Genomic DNA, 19,162 nt, shown 5'->3' on the forward strand with positions numbered 1-19,162 from the left:
ATGCCAGAAATATCAACCCGCGGACTTGAAATGCCCGAATCGCCGATCAGAAAGCTTGCACCGCTGGCCAACGATGCGAAGAAACGCGGCATAAAGGTCTATCATCTTAATATAGGACAGCCCGACCTGCCAACACCGCAGGTAGGACTTGACGCACTGAAGCACATCGACCGCACAGTGCTGGAGTATTCTCCGTCGCAGGGCATACAGTCGTACAGGGAGAAACTCACAAAATATTACAAGAGATTCAACATCAACGTCGATGCCGACGACATCATCATAACGGCAGGCGGATCTGAAGCCGTGCTGTTCGCATTCATGTCGTGCCTCAATCCGGGCGACGAGATTATCATCCCGGAACCGGCATACGCCAACTACATGGCATTCGCCATATCGGCCGGAGCTAAGATACGCACCATTGCCACAACCATCGAGGAGGGATTCTCACTGCCTAAGGTAGAGAAGTTCGAGGAGCTCATCAATGAGCACACACGTGCCATCATGATATGCAACCCGAACAACCCGACAGGCTATCTATACACCCGCAGGGAGATGAACCAGATACGCGATCTGGTGAAAAAATACGATCTTTACCTTTTCTCCGACGAGGTTTACCGCGAATACATATACACCGGCTCGCCCTACATCAGCGCATGCCATCTTGAAGGCATAGAGCAGAACGTGATACTTATCGACTCCGTGTCGAAAAGATACAGCGAGTGTGGTATTAGAATAGGTGCACTCATAACAAAGAATCCGGAGGTAAGAGCCGCTGTAATGAAGTTGTGCCAGGCCCGCCTGTCGCCACCACTGATAGGACAAATCGTGGCAGAGGCATCACTTGATGCACCCGAAGAATATTACCGCGACGTTTACGACGAATATGTGGAGCGCCGCAAATGCCTCATCGACGGACTTAACCGTATACCCGGCGTATACTCGCCTATACCTATGGGCGCGTTCTACACCGTGGCAAAACTGCCGGTGGACAGTTCTGAAAACTTCTGCCGTTGGTGTCTTGAGGAATTCTCATATGAAGGTGAGACTGTAATGCTTGCTCCAGCCGCAGGATTCTATACCACACCGGGGGCAGGCAACAATGAGGTGAGAATAGCATACGTACTGAAAAAAGAAGATCTGGAGCGCGCGCTCGTTGTTCTGAAAAAGGCATTAGAGGCATACCCAGGACGCACTGATGACGAATAAATGAATCTGCCTCTTTTCATATCACGACGCATATATTCCGCACAAGGAAACGACAGGCGCAAAGTCTCACGTCCTGCCATACGTATTGCCACAGCCGGTGTGGCAATCGGATTGGCTGTTATGATTGTGAGCGTGAGCGTAGTGTTTGGATTCAAGCATACCATACGCGACAAGATTGTGGGATTCGGAAGCCACATACAGGTGGCTGACTTCATGACACTGCAGACATCGGAGACGCAACCCATACAGATGGATGACTCCGTAATGAACATTCTGAAGAAGCAGCCGGGCGTGAAACACGTGCAACGCTATGCCATGACACAGGGCATACTGAAGACCGACAATGATTTTTTGGGTGTGATGTTCAAGGGTGTAGGTCCGGAGTTTGACTCTACATTCATACATCAGCACATGCTTGAAGGCAGCATACCGCATTTCTCAGACAAGAAAAGTCAGAACCGCATACTCATATCCAAAGCTATGGCGGACAAACTCGGACTGAAATGCGGTGAGAAGATATTTGCCTATTTCATCAATCAGGATGGTGTCAGAATGAGACGTTTCACCATCTCTGGAATATATCTTACCAATCTGTCACAATATGACAACACCATCTGTTTCACAGACCTATATACTACCGTGAAACTCAACGGATGGGAAGAGAATGTGGCTACAGGTGCCGAAATATCGGTAAACGACTTTGACCGCATGAAGGAAACGGAGGACGCAATCATTAAAAACGTAAACCGCACCACCGACAGCTACGGCCACACCTATACATCAAAAAACATAAAGGAACTGAACCGCCAGATATTCTCCTGGCTTGAACTGCTCGACCTGAATGTCTGGATTATCCTTGCCATTATGACAGCCGTAGCTGGAGTAACCATGATTTCCGGTCTGCTCATCATCATTCTTGAGCGCACGTCAATGATAGGTGTACTCAAAGCTCTTGGAGCACGCAATAGGATGGTAAGAAATACATTCCTCTGGTTTGCTGCATTCATTATAGGCAAAGGACTGATAATAGGCAACATACTCGGTATCGGAATTATTCTGCTTCAAGATCTTACAGGATTTGCAAAACTTGATCCTGCCACATATTATGTAAGCACAGTTCCGACAGAGCTAAACCCACTTGTCATTCTTCTGCTCAACGCCATGACAATGCTGATTTGCATTTTTGTGCTGATAGCCCCAAGCTATCTCATTTCACACATACATCCGGCAAAGTCAATGCGTTACGAATAATTAGACAGCACTCCATACAAAATCTGCACAAAACTTTTGGGGATGTGCAGATAAGATATTATCTTTGCACAAAAATCCGATTTTTGTGCAATGGAACAAATACCAAGTTTCAACTCGTATATTGAACAAAGCATAATAGACAACTGGGACAGAGATGCGCTGACCGACTATAAAGGTGCGACACTGCAATACCACGATGTGGCAAGAAAAATAGAAAAACTGCACATCATGTTTGAAAACAGCGGTGTACAGCGCGGAGACAAAATCGCTATGTGCGGACGCAACAGCAGCAACTGGGGGGTGGCGTTGCTTGCCACACTGACATACGGAGCTGTTGCAGTACCTATACAGCATGAGTTCACACCTGACCAGATTTACAATATAGTAAACCACAGCGATGCCAAACTTCTTTTTGTAGGCGACATTGTGGCTACCACCATTGATCCGGAAGAGATGCCTAATCTTGAAGGCATCATATATATTCCTGACTATTCGCTCGTAATCTCCAGGACAGAAAAACTGTCGTATGCCAGAGAACACCTCAATGAGATGTTCGGAAAGAAATACCCCAAGTACTTCCGTAAGGAACATCTGCACTATTATAAAGAGCAGAGTCCAGACGAATTGGCTATGATCAATTATACGAGTGGTACTACAGGATTTTCTAAAGGCGTTATGCTACCCTATCGTGCCATCTGGAGCAACCTTGACCATATTCTTTCAAAACTAAAGGACAAAGTGAAACCCGGTGGTAACATTGTGTGCACACTACCTATGGCACACATGTACGGACTGGCTGTCGAGTTTTTCTTCGGATTCCTCAACGGATGCCACCTATTCTTCCTTACACGTCTTCCATCTCCATCGCTGATTGCGGAGACTTTCGCAGAGATCAAACCGTCAATCATTGTAAGTGTACCGCTGGTTGCTGAGAAGATAATCAGAAAGAAAATACTGCCCGTTATACAGACCAACCGCATGCGTCTGCTTCTCAACATGCCAGTAATAAGCAAAAAGGTGAAACAGAAAATACGCGAGCAGGTACTTGAGGTATTTGGTGGCAAGGCCTACGAGATGGTTGTAGGAGGCGCACCTCTCAACCAAAGTATCGAGACATTCCTGCAAAGCATCGATTTCCCATTGACCATAGCATACGGCACTACAGAGACTGCACCACTCATCGCATTCTCTGACTACAGTGAATATCAATTGTATTCATGTGGAAAATTGGTAAATCACATGGAGATGAAGATAAACAGCAACGATCCGGAAAACATTCCTGGCGAACTGCTTGTCAAAGGTCCAAACGTTATGCTTGGCTATTACAAGAATGAGGAAGCCACACATGAGGTAATCGACGAAGACGGTTGGTTCCACACAGGTGACCTTGCCACAATAAGCAGTGACGGCCACATATATATAAAAGGACGTATTAAAAATATGCTGCTCGGTGCAAACGGACAAAACGTATATCCGGAAGAGATTGAAGACAAGCTCAATTCAATGACAATGGTTAACGAAAGTCTTATTGTACAACATGGCAATCAGCTTGTCGGTCTGGTGTATCCGGATATGGAAGAAGCACAGGCTATGGGATTCAACGATGAGGATCTGATGAACATCATGGAACAGAACAGACAGGAACTGAACATGCTGATGCCGCCGTTCTGCAAGATTTCAGAAATCAGAATCCATAACGAGGAATTCAAAAAGACACCGAAGAAAAGCATCAAACGCTATCTTTACAAGATACAGGACACATAACAAATACAACAATTGCATTTGTTCTAAACTATAAAAAGATACAATATGGAAACACCCTGCTTCAATCTGCTTATAGAACAAAGCATTATCGACAACTGGAACCTTGACGCTCTTACTGACTATAAAGGTTCTACATTACAGACACATGATGTGGCAAGAAAGATAGAAAAGCTCCATATCATGTTTGAAAACAGCGGAGTTGAGAAAGGAGACAAGATTGCTCTGTGCGGAAGAAACAGCGCGCATTGGGCAGTTGCCTTTCTTGCAACACTCACATACGGTGCAATCGCCGTTCCTATATTACACGAATTCACTGCCGAACAGATACACAACATCGTAAATCACAGCGAAGCCAAGCTGCTGTTTGTCGGCGATGTTGTGGCTACCGTTATTGATGCCACGAAGATGCCTGGCCTTGAAGGCATAATCTTCATACCAGATTATTCATTGGTTGTCTCAAGAACAGACAAGTTGACATATGCCCGTGAGCATCTGAACGAAATGTTCGGAAAGAAATATCCTAAATATTTCCGTAAGGAACATGTCCACTATTACAAAGAACAGAGTCCTGACGAACTTGCTGTCATAAACTATACAAGTGGCACAACAGGCTTTTCAAAGGGAGTAATGATTCCTTATCGCGCCATGTGGAGCAACTATGACTTTGCAGAAAATGTGCTTGGCAAAAATCTGAAAAAAGGTGATAATGTGATAAGCATATTACCTATGGCACATATGTATGGTATGGCCTTTGAATTCATATTCGAATTTCTGCATGGTTGCCACATATATTATCTGACACGTGTACCTAGTCCTGCAATAATAGCACAGGCTTTTACAGACATTAAACCTGCCATAATCATTGCCGTACCGCTTATAATCGAAAAGATTATACGCAAAAAGGTGTTCCCAAAAATACAGAACAACCGTATGCGCATACTGCTCAATATGCCTTATGTAAGCAAAAAGGTGAACCAGAAAATATGCGAACAGGTTACAAATGCATTTGGTGGGAACTTCTATGAAATAATAATCGGAGGAGCAGCTTTCAACCAGGAGGTGGAATCATTCCTGAAAAAAATAGATTTCCCATACACCGTCGGATATGGCTCTACAGAATGTGCACCTATAATATGTTATTCAGATTATAAGACATTTGTGCCCGGTTCGTGTGGCCGTGCAGTTGTTCACATGGAAGTGAAAATTGACAGTCCTGATCCGGAAAATATACCAGGAGAGATTCTAGCGAGAGGCATGAACGTCATGATAGGCTATTATAAAAACGAGGAAGCCACAAGAGAAACCATTGATAAAGACGGATGGTATCATACAGGCGACCTTGGTACTATGGACACACAGGGCAATGTATTCATAAAAGGACGTTCAAAAAATATGCTTCTTGGCGCAAACGGACAAAACATTTTCCCTGAAGAAATTGAAGACAAGCTCAATTCAATGACAATGGTTAACGAAAGTCTTGTCATCCAGAAAGGTGAAACCCTTATAGGTCTTGTCTATCCAGATTATGACGAAGCACAAGCAATGGGACTGTCCGAAGAGGATCTTGAACAAATAATGGAACAGAACCGCCAAAGCCTCAACGAGACATTACCGGCATATTGCCGGCTTTCCTCAATAAGACTTCATCCTGAAGAATTTGAGAAGACCCCCAAAAAGAGTATTAAAAGATATCTTTACATAGAATAAGGGCAATGCCGGAATCATCCCGGCATTGCCCTTACTCTTGATAGTGTTTCCGGTGTCATCTGCAAATAACTTGCAATATAAACCAAAGGTGCACGCAAAACAACCTGCGGCATAAGCTTACACATCCGCTTATATCTGTTCTGAGCTGTTTCAAAACGCACCAGATCGGCATGCACCTGCGATATTATAAGGCTTTCTTCAAGTATTTTTCTATACAACAGCTGTATATTCACATTGTGCAGTGCCACACGCTCCAAATCCGTTTTAGGCAAAGCAAATACAACTGTAGCCTCAAGTGCTTCAACCTGTATTTGGGAAGGCTCCTCCTTGAAAAGGCTTTCTATACACATAAAAATTGTATGATCCTCTCCCAAGTGCTCCGTAACCTCCTTATCATATTTATAATAATACTGTCTTATCAGACCTTTATCAATATAATAAATGTTACGGCATATCTCTCCACTTTTGAGTATTGTCTCACCCTTACGAAATTTCATCGGCTTCAGAATACTCTCAAGAAGATCAAGCTCATCATGAGTCATCGTGCTGTATTTACGCGCCAACTCACGTGCGACATCCCGCTTTGAACTGACAGGTTCTTTCATTTCAGACTCGTTTTATTTGTATATTATATTTTTATGTATCAGTCCAGTTTGAGCACCGCAAGGAATGCTTTCTGTGGAACCTCAACATTACCAATCTGCTTCATACGTTTCTTGCCTCGTTTCTGCTTTTCAAGCAGTTTACGCTTACGGCTTACGTCACCACCATAACATTTTGCTGTAACGTCTTTACGTACACACTTTATTGTCTCTCGCGCAACAATCTTCGATCCTATCGCAGCCTGTATGGCAATATCAAATTGCTGGCGCGGGATGAGATCCTTGAGTTTCTCGCACATTCTACGTCCCAACACCACGGCATTGTCCTGATGTGCAAGAGCCGACAGAGCGTCCACAGGCTCTCCATTGAGCAGTATGTCAAGTTTGGCCAGACGTGAAGGACGGAAACCATCCACATGATAGTCAAACGAAGCATATCCCTTACTTATCGACTTCAGTTTGTCATAAAAGTCGATAACAATCTCTGCCAATGGCAACATGAAATGAAGTTCCACTCTGTTTCCACTGACAAACTCCTGCTTTATAAGCTCGCCACGCTTGTCAAGACACAGCGTCATTATCGGACCGATATAATTTGCCGTAGTGATAATGCTTGCCTTGATATATGGTTCCTCTATATGATCAATCATTGTAGGATCCGGCAGACCTGACGGATTGTGTACTTCCTTGACATTTCCCTGCTTGTCATAAACCATGTATGATACGTTCGGCACTGTCGTAATGACATCCATGTTGAACTCTCGGTCCAGTCTTTCCTGTACAATCTCCATATGAAGCAATCCGAGGAAACCACATCTGAAGCCGAAGCCTAGAGCTACTGAAGATTCGGGTGAGAATGTCAACGATGCGTCATTGAGCTGAAGTTTTTCCAACGAAGAGCGCAGATTCTCATAATCCACAGGATCTATAGGATAAACTCCGGCAAAAACCATCGGCTTCACTTCCTGGAATCCGGATATAGCCTCCGAACATGGTCTTTCTACATGGGTGATGGTATCTCCCACCTTCACCTCTTTAGCATCTTTAATACCGCTGATAATGTATCCTACCTCGCCCGTATTAAGTACATTGCGTGGCACCATGTCCATTTTAAGTACACCGACCTCATCGGCATCATATTCCATTCCGGTGTTGAAAAACTTCACCTTATCACCTTTTCTTATACTACCGTTCTCTATTTTGAAGTAAGCGATAATGCCTCTGAAAGAGTTGAACACAGAATCGAAGATAAGAGCCTGAAGCGGAGCATCGCTGTCTCCCGTCGGGTGCGGAATGCGTGTAACGACAGCCTGAAGAATCTCGTCAACACCTTCGCCTGTTTTTCCAGAAGCACGTATAATGTCCGAACGGTCACAACCAATAAGCTCTATTATCTCATCTTCAACCTCATCCGGCATTGCACTCGGCATATCTATCTTGTTGATAACAGGAATTATCTCAAGGTTATGGTCTATCGCCATATACAGATTTGAGATAGTCTGAGCCTGAACACCCTGTGTGGCATCCACAACAAGCAGGGCACCCTCACATGCGGCAATACTTCGTGACACCTCATAAGAAAAGTCCACGTGTCCCGGAGTGTCGATAAGATTAAGAATATATTTCTCACCTTCATACACATACTCCATCTGTATAGCGTGGCTTTTTATCGTTATACCACGTTCTTTTTCCAGATCCATGTCGTCGAGCATCTGTCCTTCGGTAATCTTAATCGTATCAGTATGTTCGAGCAGACGGTCCGCCAGAGTTGACTTACCATGATCTATATGAGCAATTATGCAGAAGTTTCTTATATTCTTCATCAATATCTATCGGTTTAATAAGTTTTGAAAAACAACATGCCGGCCAAAAAAGACGCTTCGTATTTGACCGGATTCCATTTTATGTTCCCTGTAAAGAATCACGCACCGGAATAAAACGACAATAGGCTTTCCGTTTTCCTTGTGCGGTTAATCTTATGCAAAGATGATGCAAACGAGCGGAATAAGAACTTGTTCTTGAATTCCCGAGTGCAGTTAATCTTATGCAAAGATAGTGTAAAATTCTGGAATTTAAACTATCTTTGCACAAAATATTAATACAGATGAGAAAGACTATATTTTCCGCACTTGCCGTTATATTGCTAGCCTCATGTCACGAGAACATAGAGGAACGGGCACAACGCGAGGCACGCGAGTTCACCGAACGATTCTGCCCCACCCCGGTGGTTAACTACACACGCACGGACAGCGTCACATTCGACATGAAATCCAGAACGTATACCTACTATTGCTCCGTCACAGACATCATGGACAATCCTGACATTATAAGTCAGAATAAGGACAACATAAAGAACGGACTGCTTGAAAGTATCATCGGCAACACCCAGATAAAAGTATACAAAGACGCCGGATTCAACTTCGCATACATACTGCACTCAGCAAAAAAGCCAGGCAAAGTGCTTTTCAGCGTAAAATATACACCCAAAGAATACGAAAGATAAAAACAATATGAACGAAAAGTCCGGCATGATTATGATTTATATCATGCCGGACTTTTCTTATATACGTTTATTCAGAATCCCATCTCAGTCAAAGCACGGGCCAGCTGGTCTGGACAACTTGTCATCTTGCTTCCACATGTTATTCCACCGAGCAGAGCCTTCACTTCCGCCGCCTTATGGCCTTTGGCAAGTGCGCATATACCTTTCAGGTTGCCGTTACAGCCGCCGGTAAAATGCAGGTCGGTTATTATTCCATCCTCATTCACCTCAATGTCAATCATCTGACTGCACGTACCTTTAGTCTTATAGCAATAATGTGTCATTTTATTATTGTAAAAAATAAGGAGCCGCACGCATATACGCCGGCTCCATTGCATATCCTATAATAAGTGTATATTACTCCGCCGGTTCTGCAGGCTTCATGTTTGTATAAACATTCTGCACGTCGTCGAATTCCTCAAGGCGCTCCACCATCTTGTCAATAGTAGCACGTGCGTCACCGTCGAGATCCTTCAGGTCGTTCGGGATGTATGTGAACTCACCACCTATATCCTCAAATCCTTTTTCTTCAAGGAATTTGTGTATCATTGCGTAGCTCTTCGGATCACCATAGATAGTGATTGTTCCTTCTTCCTCATCTTCGTCGTACTCATCCTCAACGTTGAGATCGATAAGTTCAAGAATCAGATCATCCATGTCAAGACCGTCTTTCTTCTTGAATGTGAACACACACTTATGGTCGAAAAGGAATGAGAGCGAACCTGTTGTTCCGAGAGTTCCGTTGAACTTGTTGAACACCGAACGCACATCGCCCACAGTACGTGTGGTGTTATCCGTAAGCGTATCAACAAATATGGCGATTCCGTGAGGACCATATCCTTCGTATGTCACTTCCTTGTAATCGCTCTGATCCTTACCCAGTGCATTCTTGATTGCGCGTTCGATGTTGTCCTTCGGCATGTTCTCACGCTTACAGGTAGCGATGACCGAACGCAGTGCCGGGTTGTTCTCAGGTTCCGGACCACCGGCCTTCACGGCGATGGCAATCTGCTTGCCCAGTCGGGTAAAGGTCTTGGCCATGTGTCCCCAACGTTTCAGTTTCGTAGCTTTACGATATTCAAATGCTCTTCCCATAATATATACAAATGTTTTTTATTTTCATCGGAGGGCCATGATCTCAAAAGACACTGTACCGCGATGAGTATCGTTTTTATTATTTATTGTTATTATTTTTACATTATCTCAGTTCGGCACCCAGTTTAGACTTGAGGTTCGCAATGAGTTTACTCATCACATTGTCTATCTGTTTGTCATTAAGAGTCTTGCTCTCATCCTGCAGAATGAAGTTCACGGCATAGCTCTTCTTGCCTTCCGGAAGATTCTTGCCCTCATACACGTCGAACAGTTCTACACTCTTGAGCAGTTTCTTCTCTGTCTGTGTGGCTATAGCCTCGATGGCAGCAAACTCCACACTCTTGTCAACGAGCAGAGCCATGTCGCGGCTTACAGCCGGATAACGGCTTATCTCGTGATAGAGCACCGTATTCTTGCGCACAGCCTTCATCACGTTGTCCCATACTATTTCTGCATAGAACACCTCTGCGCTGATACCTGTTGCCTTCAACATCTTACCGCTCACCACACCCATTTCGGCCAACAGTTTACCGTTGCGTGCCTTTATGCGGAGTGATTTTGCATATATGTTGCTGTCTCCGTTCTCCATAGTGTACATCTGCGGAGCAAGTCCTACACGGCGGAACACATTCATCACGTATGCCTTCAGTTCGTAGAACGATGATTTCTCGTCAGCATGAGCCCATGAGCCTTCCACACGCTTGCCCGTAAGCCACAGAGCCATGTGCATCTCCTCCGAGTATGCCTTTATCGGATTCTCCGCATCCTTCTTTTCCGGATTGTAGCGATAGCAGTTTCCGAATTCAAAGAAACGCAGGTTAGGACTCTTGTGGTTGATATTGCGGCAGATGCTTTCCAGACCTCCGAAAAGCAGAGTCTGACGCATCACACTAAGATCGCTGCTCAGCGGATTAATCAGTTTCACAGTATTCTCGTCGGGATAACAGTTCAGATCTGTATAATATGCACCCTTCGAGAACGAATTGTTCATTATTTCGTTGAAGCCGCATCCGACTAACTGTTCGCTCACAATGTCCTGCAGGCGATGGTTATGATCGGCCTCACCTATAGTTGTGAGCGAGCTCTTCAGCTGTGTAGGAATCTCTACATTGTTATATCCGTAGATTCTAAGGATATCCTCCACAACGTCACACGGGCGCTGTACGTCAACTCTGTATGCCGGCACTGTGAGTTCGAGAGCCTCGTCGCTTTCGGCATCTATTGTCATATCCAGACTTGTCACAATGCTCTTTATGGTGTCCTTACCTATTTTCTTGCCGATAAGGTTGTCCACATAGTCATATTCAAGTGTCACCTTGGCGTCAGGCACAGGTGTCGGATATACATCCTTTATCTCCATGCTCACCTTTCCTCCGGCCAGTTCGCGGCAGAGTATGGCAGCCTGTTTCAGGGCGTAGATCACTCCGTTCGGATCGATGCCACGCTCAAAACGATAGCTTGAGTCTGTGCTCAGACCATGACGGCGCGCGCTCTTTCTGATCCATGTCGGATGGAAATACGCACTCTCGAGCACTACGTTGTGTGTTGTGTCATACGTTCCGCTGCCTTTGCCACCGAATATTCCGGCAATACACATAGGCTCTTCGGCGTTGCAGATACTCAGGTCGTGCTCACCCAGAGTATGTTCCTCACCGTCGAGAGTAACAAACTTTGTACCCTCCGGCTGCGTACGCACAACTATCTTGTGACCCTTCACCATGTCAGCATCGAAGCAGTGCATCGGCTGACCGTAAGCCATCATTATATAATTGGTTATGTCCACGATATTGTTTATCGGTCGCAGACCTATTACTTTCAGTTTGTTCTGAAGCCACTCCGGACTTTCCTTGACGTCGCACCCAGTGATGCTAACGCATGCGTAGCGCTTGCATGCCTCGGTGTTTTCTATTTCCACCTCTATCGGCATAGTGTTGTCGTCAACCGAGAAAGCGCTGCAGTCAGGACGATGGAGCGAAGGCTTATATCCGTTCTGCACGAGCCATGCGTACAGGTCGCGTGCCACACCCCAATGGCTGAGCGCGTCGGCACGGTTGGCCGTAATGTCTATCTCAATAATCCAGTCGCTTTCCAGATTGTAATATTCGGCTGCAGGCTGGCCCACAGGAGCGTCCTCCGGCAGAACAATTATGCCGTCGTGGCTTGTGCCGATACCTATCTCGTCCTCGGCGCATATCATACCGTTGCTTTCCACGCCACGCAGTTTCGACTTCTTGATGGTGAACTCCTTATCACCGTCATAGAGCACGCAGCCCAGATCGGCCACAATAACCTTCTGGCCGGCAGCCACGTTAGGCGCGCCGCACACTATCTGCTGCGGTGTCTCGCGTCCCAAATCCACCGTAGTAACGTGAAGGTGGTCCGAATTAGGATGCATCTCGCATGTGAGAACCTTGCCCACATACAGTCCTTTCAGTCCGCCTTTTATGGTCTGTACTTCTTCCAGAGCATCGACTTCGAGTCCGCACGATGTCAGCGCATCTGCTGTCTGCTGCGGCGTAAGGTCAAAATCGACATATTCTTTAAGCCATTTGTAAGAAATATTCATTATAATGATTTTTAAGTATACTCAAATTCGACGCAAAATTAATAAATTTCAGGCAGTTGAACAAAATAATATATATAAAAAAGCAAAGGCATATTTATGTGCAAAACTTTGTGTATGAATATACGACATGTAATTTGTCTGCCCGAAATCAAGGCCACTATTTATAACTGTAAAATACTTTTCCATGCGTCCGCAATTTTTGAATATATATGTGTAAACCACTGATTAGTAAAAGGAAACATGCATAATGAGACTTCAAAGATATCATACGACATTATGAAACAGGCGTTACTACCCCATAAATAAAGCCATTTCACACGACGACACAACTTATTCCTGACCCGCGATACAAATCAGCATAAATTCTGCTGACGTTGATTTCAAAATAGAGTCTTGGGCTTAAAGCCCAAACAAGCAATGTTTTCTTCTTCTGAAATGAAGACAATATGGGCAACTTTCAATTTGTAAGCAGATTTTGATTTTTCCATCATAGTTTCCTGTTCTACCCCGAAAAATAAGCGAATATTTGCGGACAGGCTCTCCATCGGACGCAAATACGCGAATTATGAGAGATTCGCATAAGTCTTTGTATAACAACAGCTTATGTTTAAAGGACATTTTTTTATCTTGCAATAAGCACCATTTCGGCATGCGAAATGGCCTATTTCAGAGGCTGAAAAGCACCATATCGCACCCTAAAATGGGCTTAATCGCACCACTAAATGGGCTTTATCAGAAAGCGGAACGAACTTTTCCGGACTACGTTATGGGGTATATCAAAACACGGTATTGTCCGAAACATCCTTTATTATACACGATTTAACATTCCTTTACACCTATTTTCCGAATTTATTTTGTCAAAATAAAATCAAGAAAATTTGTAAGTTAGCCCCGCGATTTTTCTTCAAAAATACTGATATCAGGCGAGAGGAAACGTCTGGAAATTATGTATTTCTCTTGTGGTAACGATTATCGGGTGAGCCGTCATTTATTTATCATTGTTCCCTTCCGTATCACCCTTAATCTGTGTTTAATTTTTCCGTTTCCGCATATTTATCGGACGAGCCTTTATTTTTGTCATAAACACATCAAAAAACTTGCGAAATAGAAAATCAGCGAAGCTAAATCACCCGTCATACAAAATAATTCTATAACTTTGCCTTCGATAATCATAGCGATTATTGTTTGTTAATCTTTATAAATCAAGTATATAGGGTTACAGCAATTTTCACTAATCTCTAAATTTACAAAATCTTACAATTCACTGAACTTACATTGATTGTATATGAGAAAAATATATTGGAAGGGTGTAAAAAGAAAGTTCGATAAATTCATAGAAAGAATTCTTGACTTTATCATATTTTTTACAAACTGGTTAGGTTAATATTTTATGTTAATAAAATAGCAATTTAGCCATTCTACATTACCGATATAACTTTATATAAAACAATTATTGTGATACTTATAATTAATTAAAAATATAGATGAAACGGAATTACATCTTATTTCAAGTCATTCTCATTATTGCCGGACTGACTTTTTTTAGTTGTCCTGTAAATTCGAAGTCACTTTCAACAGCACAGGCTTATGCCGGACTTAAACTGCCGGAAAAACCAGACAGTTTGCAAATTCATGCAATTGTTCAGGCTTCACGGATTTGGGGGTTTGCAAAGTATCATCACCCGGCGTTTGCTTCCCGTTCTATCAATGCGGATGCAGAATATTTCTGTTTATTAAATGATGTTCTTCACACACCGGATTCCATGAGAAATGACATTTGCCTAAAGTGGATATCAGGATTGGGCTCTTATGCTATACGTGATAAAGCAGATGATAGAAACATAGAAACTTTCAATGACTTCAACTGGATTTCAGACTCTTTGTCATTAGGAAACGCCCTGAGTGAGAACCTTATGAGGCTCAGAGATGCAGACCCGGGAAATAATCAATACGTAAAACAGACGCCTGTCAATGTTTCGTATATTGAAACACAATATTCAGACATACCGAAAGATGATGTTGCATACCGTCTTCTCGGTGTCGCCAAATTCTGGAATGCTGTTGACAGCTATTCGCCTAACCGTAATATTACAGACCGTCCATGGGATGACATACTTGCAGAATATATTACATTAGCGTTTGACCGTTCTATCAGCTTCTCCGCCTTGTATTCCAAAATGGTTTCCGAATTATGTGACACACATGTCAATTCATGGTACATTCCGATTTTCGGAGGACGTTTTGTCCCACTGGTATGCAGATTCGCTGAAGATCGCCTATTTGTCACAGATACGTGTTCTATTGTTTCAAATGATCTTGCAGTAGGTGATGAAATCATACTCATTGACTCTCTTCGTCCAATAGACCGTCTGAATGAACTTGCACCATATATACCTCATTCCAACAGAAATTCACTTCTTCGGGATGGCTCGTATGCCACGTTGGTGACTGCAAAAAAAGAAGTCCAAATTAAATATATGCACGAAGGAAAAATTTTCACTACGGAAATTTCTTCAGTTGAAGGGGATAAGTTTGTCTCCAGAATATATTCTTCGTTATATGCGCCGCCAAGACCTGAATTAGAGGTTGTCGCAAATGATATTGCCCGTCTCAATATTGGTAGTATCACTTGCAAGGATGAACAGAATTTGGAGAATTTTCTGACATCTTATGATAAACTCATTATTGATTTACGTGCTTATCCGGCAGAATATGATGTGATTCACAAACTACTTCCGACATTCTTCTTTTCTCAGGTACGGGAAGCGGCTGAAGTGTTGCTACCGCAGGCCAGCTGTCCTGGAAGTTTAATACGGTCTGCACTATTGACGAAGAATACAGCTGATCCGGGCAAACTTTATAGAGGCAAGATTGTATTATTGGTAAATGCGTGCACCCAATCGATGTCTGAATACTTTGCCATGTTCTTGCAGACTATACCTGGAGTTGTGACAATTGGAAGTCAGACAGCAGGAGCAGATGGCAATGTTACCAAAATACAACTTCCATATGCATCCTTCAACGTTACAGGATTGGGTGTATGTTATCCGGACGGAACGAATGCCCAGCGTAACGGTGTGAAGATTGATATGGTTGTAGAACCTACAGCAGAAGGGATGATACGTGGTGTGGATGAGCAACTGCAAGCTGCAATTGACTATCTGCAAGGAGAACACAGATAAAAATCAGAAACAACGCCATACCATTTGTATATGAATCAACCATTATCATTTTTTAGTTTTATCTTGTGCCTTACTTTCGTTGCAATTTGTTTCATTTCAATAGTCTGTTTATCTTATAGAAAAAGCGGCAGATTACGTGATATGGTACAGTTTGTTATATTTCCCAAAGATGATTTGACACTGGATTTCAGGATCTCCAGTATAATAAAAACCGCCCTATGGCTTATCTTGATTCATGTATCCATTACAGTAATTTAACGTGAGTTCGACGAATTCACGTTATTTGAAGTCATGGACCATTGTGTGGCATATTAACCTTGTGTTAAATATCACAAATGCGAGATTATTTATATTGTATTCTGTGTTTAAAACGAAATTTTATTCTTATTTTTGCAGTGATATAGCCACTTAACACTTATATAAATATGATACATACAGTTCCAAATCCTAAAATGACCTCTGAAGAAGTGAAGTTATTCAAAGAGAATTTTGCAAGGTGTGTATCTAAAAACATTACACCTGCGCAAATGTCTGAGATAAAGGAAAGGCAGGCAAGAATTAAACGTGTTTACAACAACATCATCTGTAATAATGGAGGAAGAAATCCAATTCTCGGAGATTGAGATATCAATAGAAAAACTTAAAGAAGAGGACAGCAAGGAGTTGTCCTCTTTTTCTTGTGGCGTTAACGAACTCGATAGCTTCTTTCACAATGAGATATTGATTTGTTCCAAATATCATTACTTTTCGTCTTATTGTGCAAGAAATATTGTTGATAATGAAATAGTCGCAGTCTTTACACTGGCAAACGATGCCGTTATGCTTGACAACTCCGAAGATAGGGATGATTTTATCGAACAGTCATCTTATAGTATACAGGAAGAATATAAAGCTATTTTCCAAATGCAGACCTCTTTCCCTGCCGTGAACATTGGCCATCTGGGAGTAAGAAAGGATATGCAATCTAAAAGGATTGGAGAAAAAATTTTGGATTTCATCTTGAATACATTTATTTATTATAATGTTTCAGGGTGCCAGTTTATTACTGTTGACTCTTTGAATAATTCAAGAACAAACAAGTTCTATAGCAAGAACGGATTCTCATTCCAGACTAATACGGATATATTTAAACCAACAAGAAGAATGTACCTGCCTATAGAATTATACAGATATGATGAAGAAGGAAAAGAGTAATATCGGGTCTCTTCTCCAGACACTATAAAATATTTTTTGTAAATAGAAAATACGGGATTCAAGTTAATATCTCGTATTTTTATATTAATAACCAAAAAGATAATCAGGAAACAAGACAAAACACTGTTGATCCGGACATTTTCCGGGAATGTATGGCCCATCAACAATACTACAAAATGAAAAAGCATGACACGGCAGCAGGCCAAAGCGTCCACATACCGTGTCATGCAATCATATGCACATATCTTTTGCGGAAAACCATATCCGCACGATAGTCAATCAAAAGAGTTTATTCTGCTACGATGCTGTCAAGATACTCGGCACACATATCGGCACATCGCTCACCGTCAACACCGGCAGAGACAATGCCACCGGCATATCCCGCGCCCTCACCACAGGGGAAAAGACCTTTCAGTCTGACATGTTGCAGAGTGTCGGCAGCACGAAGTATGCGAACAGGTGACGAGGTTCGGGTTTCCACGGCAATGAGCACCGCCTCGTTGGTGAGAAATCCGTGGCTCGTCTGTCCGAATTTTCTGAATCCGTCCTGCAGGCGTTTGCCCACATGAGGCGGCAACCAGAAATGAAGCGGCGAAGATATCAGGCCCGGCGCGTAGCTGCTCTTTGGAAGATCGTACGACAGACGGTTGTTTACAAAATCGGCCATGCGCTGCGACGGAGCAGTCTGACGCATGTTACCCTGTTGCCAGCACATGCGCTCCAGTTCCTCCTGAAAGTGCATCATCTTCAGCCGGCCTTCGCCTTCAATGTCTTCCGGACGTGTCTCCACCACCATTCCACTGTTCGACCACTGTGTGCCGCGGTTGCTCGGACTCATGCCATTGACAACAATCTGCTGCGGACCTGTGGCTGCAGGAATGACAAATCCACCGGGACACATGCAGAATGAATATACACCACGGCCGTCAACCTGTGTGACGAAACTGTATTCGGCAGCTGGCAGAAACTTGCCGCGACCGTTCTTGTTGTGATACTGTATACGGTCTATCAGTGCCGCCGGATGCTCCAGGCGTACGCCTACGGCAATGCCCTTCGGCTCTATCTCTATTCCGGACTTGTCAAGATAGCGATAGACATCGCGGGCCGAGTGGCCCGTGGCAAGAATCACCGGCCCGTGAAACGTAAGTTCGCAGCCCGTTTCCAGATCGACAGCCTCGACGCCGGTCACAGTATCGCCGCTGACAATGAGTCCCGTCATCTTGGTGCGGAAGTGTACTTCGCCACCGCACTCAAGTATTGTGTTGCGCATATTCTCTATCACACGCGGCAGTTTGTCGGTACCTATGTGCGGGTGGGCATCGGCAAGTATTGACGTTGAGGCACCGTGCTGACAGAACACGTTGAGTATTTTCTCCGTGTTGCCGCGCTTCTTTGAGCGCGTGTACAGTTTACCGTCAGAGTAGGCTCCCGCCCCGCCCTCACCGAAACAGTAGTTACTCTCCTCGTCCACCTTCTGCGTCTTGGTGATAAGCGACAGGTCCATTTTGCGCTCACGCACGTTCTTTCCACGTTCCAACACTACAGGGCGCAATCCCAACTCTATCAGTCTGAGCGAAGCGAACAGTCCGCCGGGTCCCTCGCCCACCACAATCACCTGACGACCGTCTGAAACGTCGTGATAGTCGGTATGGCGATAAGCGTCGTCCTGTGGCATCTCATTGACATACACGCGCACCGTCAGATTGACAAACACCGTGCGCTGACGCGCGTCGATGCTGCGGCGCAATACCCGCACTCCATATATGGTGCGTATGTCTATGCCGCGGTCGTGGGCAATGTAGTCCTTTATAGTCTGTTCGGATGCAGCCTGCGAGGGCAGCACACGTATCTGGAATTCATGTATCATATAGCGTTCGTATAATGTTACGTTTCAAATCTACAGTGTCATTATTTCTGCAAAAATAATCAATTATTGTCTAATTTCGTTGGTGATATTTATAATTATTTTTAACTTTGCCCACATTGTGTGACATAATCACATTTCGGAAAAGACAGGCCGGACGAAAAATCCGCAGACCGAATCTCCTTTGTA

At 43.8% G+C, this 19,162-nt stretch carries 14 protein-coding genes; 8 read left to right on the forward strand and 6 right to left on the reverse strand.

Translation table 11 applies throughout. The annotated features are described in order from the left end of the window. From WKT13_RS09040 to WKT13_RS09055, 4 genes are all read left to right on the forward strand, one after another. The gene (locus WKT13_RS09040; RefSeq protein WP_298621110.1) at positions 1 to 1,206 is read left to right on the forward strand and encodes a pyridoxal phosphate-dependent aminotransferase; all 1,206 of its coding nucleotides are present in this window, start codon (positions 1 to 3) and stop codon (positions 1,204 to 1,206) included. Next, positions 1,207 to 2,457 carry an ABC transporter permease gene (locus WKT13_RS09045; RefSeq protein WP_340323632.1) on the forward strand — a complete coding sequence of 417 codons (1,251 nt, stop codon included), beginning with the start codon at positions 1,207 to 1,209 and terminating at the stop codon, positions 2,455 to 2,457. Positions 2,458 to 2,547: 90 nt separating this feature from the next. Further along, a complete protein-coding gene (locus WKT13_RS09050; RefSeq protein WP_340323633.1) occupies positions 2,548 to 4,221 on the forward strand; it encodes an AMP-binding protein in 1,674 nt (557 codons plus the stop codon). A gap of 45 nt (positions 4,222 to 4,266) precedes the next feature. Then, positions 4,267 to 5,928, forward strand: coding sequence for an AMP-binding protein (locus tag WKT13_RS09055; RefSeq protein ID WP_340323634.1), 1,662 nt, complete (start codon positions 4,267 to 4,269; stop codon positions 5,926 to 5,928). 14 nt (positions 5,929 to 5,942) lie between these two features. Here the strand turns inward: WKT13_RS09055 and WKT13_RS09060 are convergent, their stop codons facing one another. Together WKT13_RS09060 and lepA are read right to left on the reverse strand one after the other, a co-directional pair. After that, entirely contained in the window at positions 5,943 to 6,533 is a 591-nt protein-coding gene (locus WKT13_RS09060) for a Crp/Fnr family transcriptional regulator (protein WP_340323635.1), read from the reverse strand. 38 nt (positions 6,534 to 6,571) lie between these two features. Next, positions 6,572 to 8,353 (reverse strand): translation elongation factor 4, encoded by a 1,782-nt coding sequence (lepA, locus tag WKT13_RS09065; RefSeq protein WP_298621095.1) that lies wholly within the window; start codon positions 8,351 to 8,353, stop codon positions 6,572 to 6,574. Positions 8,354 to 8,634: 281 nt separating this feature from the next. On the opposite strand from lepA, the gene WKT13_RS09070 reads away from it, so the two are divergent. After that, entirely contained in the window at positions 8,635 to 9,033 is a 399-nt protein-coding gene (locus WKT13_RS09070) for a hypothetical protein (protein ID WP_298621092.1), read from the forward strand. A gap of 71 nt (positions 9,034 to 9,104) precedes the next feature. Here WKT13_RS09070 and WKT13_RS09075 read toward each other — a convergent pair whose 3' ends face one another. The 3 genes from WKT13_RS09075 to pheT form a co-directional block, all read right to left on the reverse strand. Further along, positions 9,105 to 9,356 (reverse strand): TIGR03905 family TSCPD domain-containing protein, encoded by a 252-nt coding sequence (locus WKT13_RS09075; RefSeq protein ID WP_340323636.1) that lies wholly within the window; start codon positions 9,354 to 9,356, stop codon positions 9,105 to 9,107. A gap of 73 nt (positions 9,357 to 9,429) precedes the next feature. Further along, positions 9,430 to 10,167 (reverse strand): YebC/PmpR family DNA-binding transcriptional regulator, encoded by a 738-nt coding sequence (locus WKT13_RS09080; RefSeq protein ID WP_298621086.1) that lies wholly within the window; start codon positions 10,165 to 10,167, stop codon positions 9,430 to 9,432. 103 nt (positions 10,168 to 10,270) lie between these two features. Beyond that, positions 10,271 to 12,733, reverse strand: coding sequence for a phenylalanine--tRNA ligase subunit beta (gene pheT / locus WKT13_RS09085; RefSeq protein ID WP_340323637.1), 2,463 nt, complete (start codon positions 12,731 to 12,733; stop codon positions 10,271 to 10,273). A gap of 1,484 nt (positions 12,734 to 14,217) precedes the next feature. Between pheT and WKT13_RS09090 the strand changes: the two genes are divergently transcribed. From WKT13_RS09090 to WKT13_RS09100, 3 genes are all read left to right on the forward strand, one after another. Then, complete coding sequence (locus tag WKT13_RS09090; RefSeq protein WP_340323638.1) at positions 14,218 to 15,915, forward strand: S41 family peptidase; 1,698 nt, start codon at positions 14,218 to 14,220, stop codon at positions 15,913 to 15,915. A gap of 425 nt (positions 15,916 to 16,340) precedes the next feature. Continuing rightward, entirely contained in the window at positions 16,341 to 16,538 is a 198-nt protein-coding gene (locus WKT13_RS09095) for a hypothetical protein (protein ID WP_340323639.1), read from the forward strand. After that, entirely contained in the window at positions 16,507 to 17,109 is a 603-nt protein-coding gene (locus tag WKT13_RS09100; protein ID WP_340323640.1) for a GNAT family N-acetyltransferase, read from the forward strand. The genes WKT13_RS09095 and WKT13_RS09100 overlap by 32 nt, the downstream gene beginning before the upstream one ends. A 289-nt stretch (positions 17,110 to 17,398) precedes the next feature. Here the strand turns inward: WKT13_RS09100 and WKT13_RS09105 are convergent, their stop codons facing one another. Next, a complete protein-coding gene (locus WKT13_RS09105; RefSeq protein WP_340323641.1) occupies positions 17,399 to 18,976 on the reverse strand; it encodes an NAD(P)/FAD-dependent oxidoreductase in 1,578 nt (525 codons plus the stop codon). Positions 18,977 to 19,162 lie beyond the last annotated feature (186 nt).

This window comes from Prevotella sp. HCN-7019 (genome assembly GCF_037890215.1).
Classification (GTDB): Bacteria; Bacteroidota; Bacteroidia; order Bacteroidales; family Bacteroidaceae; genus Prevotella.

Excerpts from the sequence above, each read along its gene's own strand:
- WKT13_RS09090 (WP_340323638.1), top strand. The coding sequence starts at position 14,218 with ATGAAACGGAATTACATCTTATTTCAAGTCATTCTCATTATTGCCGGA.
- WKT13_RS09045 (WP_340323632.1), top strand. The coding sequence starts at position 1,207 with ATGAATCTGCCTCTTTTCATATCACGACGCATATATTCCGCACAAGGA.
- WKT13_RS09080 (WP_298621086.1), bottom strand. The coding sequence starts at position 10,167 with ATGGGAAGAGCATTTGAATATCGTAAAGCTACGAAACTGAAACGTTGG.
- WKT13_RS09060 (WP_340323635.1), bottom strand. The coding sequence starts at position 6,533 with ATGAAAGAACCTGTCAGTTCAAAGCGGGATGTCGCACGTGAGTTGGCG.
- WKT13_RS09075 (WP_340323636.1), bottom strand. The coding sequence starts at position 9,356 with ATGACACATTATTGCTATAAGACTAAAGGTACGTGCAGTCAGATGATT.
- WKT13_RS09105 (WP_340323641.1), bottom strand. The coding sequence starts at position 18,976 with ATGATACATGAATTCCAGATACGTGTGCTGCCCTCGCAGGCTGCATCC.
- WKT13_RS09040 (WP_298621110.1), top strand. The coding sequence starts at position 1 with ATGCCAGAAATATCAACCCGCGGACTTGAAATGCCCGAATCGCCGATC.
- WKT13_RS09055 (WP_340323634.1), top strand. The coding sequence starts at position 4,267 with ATGGAAACACCCTGCTTCAATCTGCTTATAGAACAAAGCATTATCGAC.
- pheT (WP_340323637.1), bottom strand. The coding sequence starts at position 12,733 with ATGAATATTTCTTACAAATGGCTTAAAGAATATGTCGATTTTGACCTT.
- WKT13_RS09050 (WP_340323633.1), top strand. The coding sequence starts at position 2,548 with ATGGAACAAATACCAAGTTTCAACTCGTATATTGAACAAAGCATAATA.
- WKT13_RS09095 (WP_340323639.1), top strand. The coding sequence starts at position 16,341 with ATGATACATACAGTTCCAAATCCTAAAATGACCTCTGAAGAAGTGAAG.
- WKT13_RS09100 (WP_340323640.1), top strand. The coding sequence starts at position 16,507 with ATGGAGGAAGAAATCCAATTCTCGGAGATTGAGATATCAATAGAAAAA.
- lepA (WP_298621095.1), bottom strand. The coding sequence starts at position 8,353 with ATGAAGAATATAAGAAACTTCTGCATAATTGCTCATATAGATCATGGT.
- WKT13_RS09070 (WP_298621092.1), top strand. The coding sequence starts at position 8,635 with ATGAGAAAGACTATATTTTCCGCACTTGCCGTTATATTGCTAGCCTCA.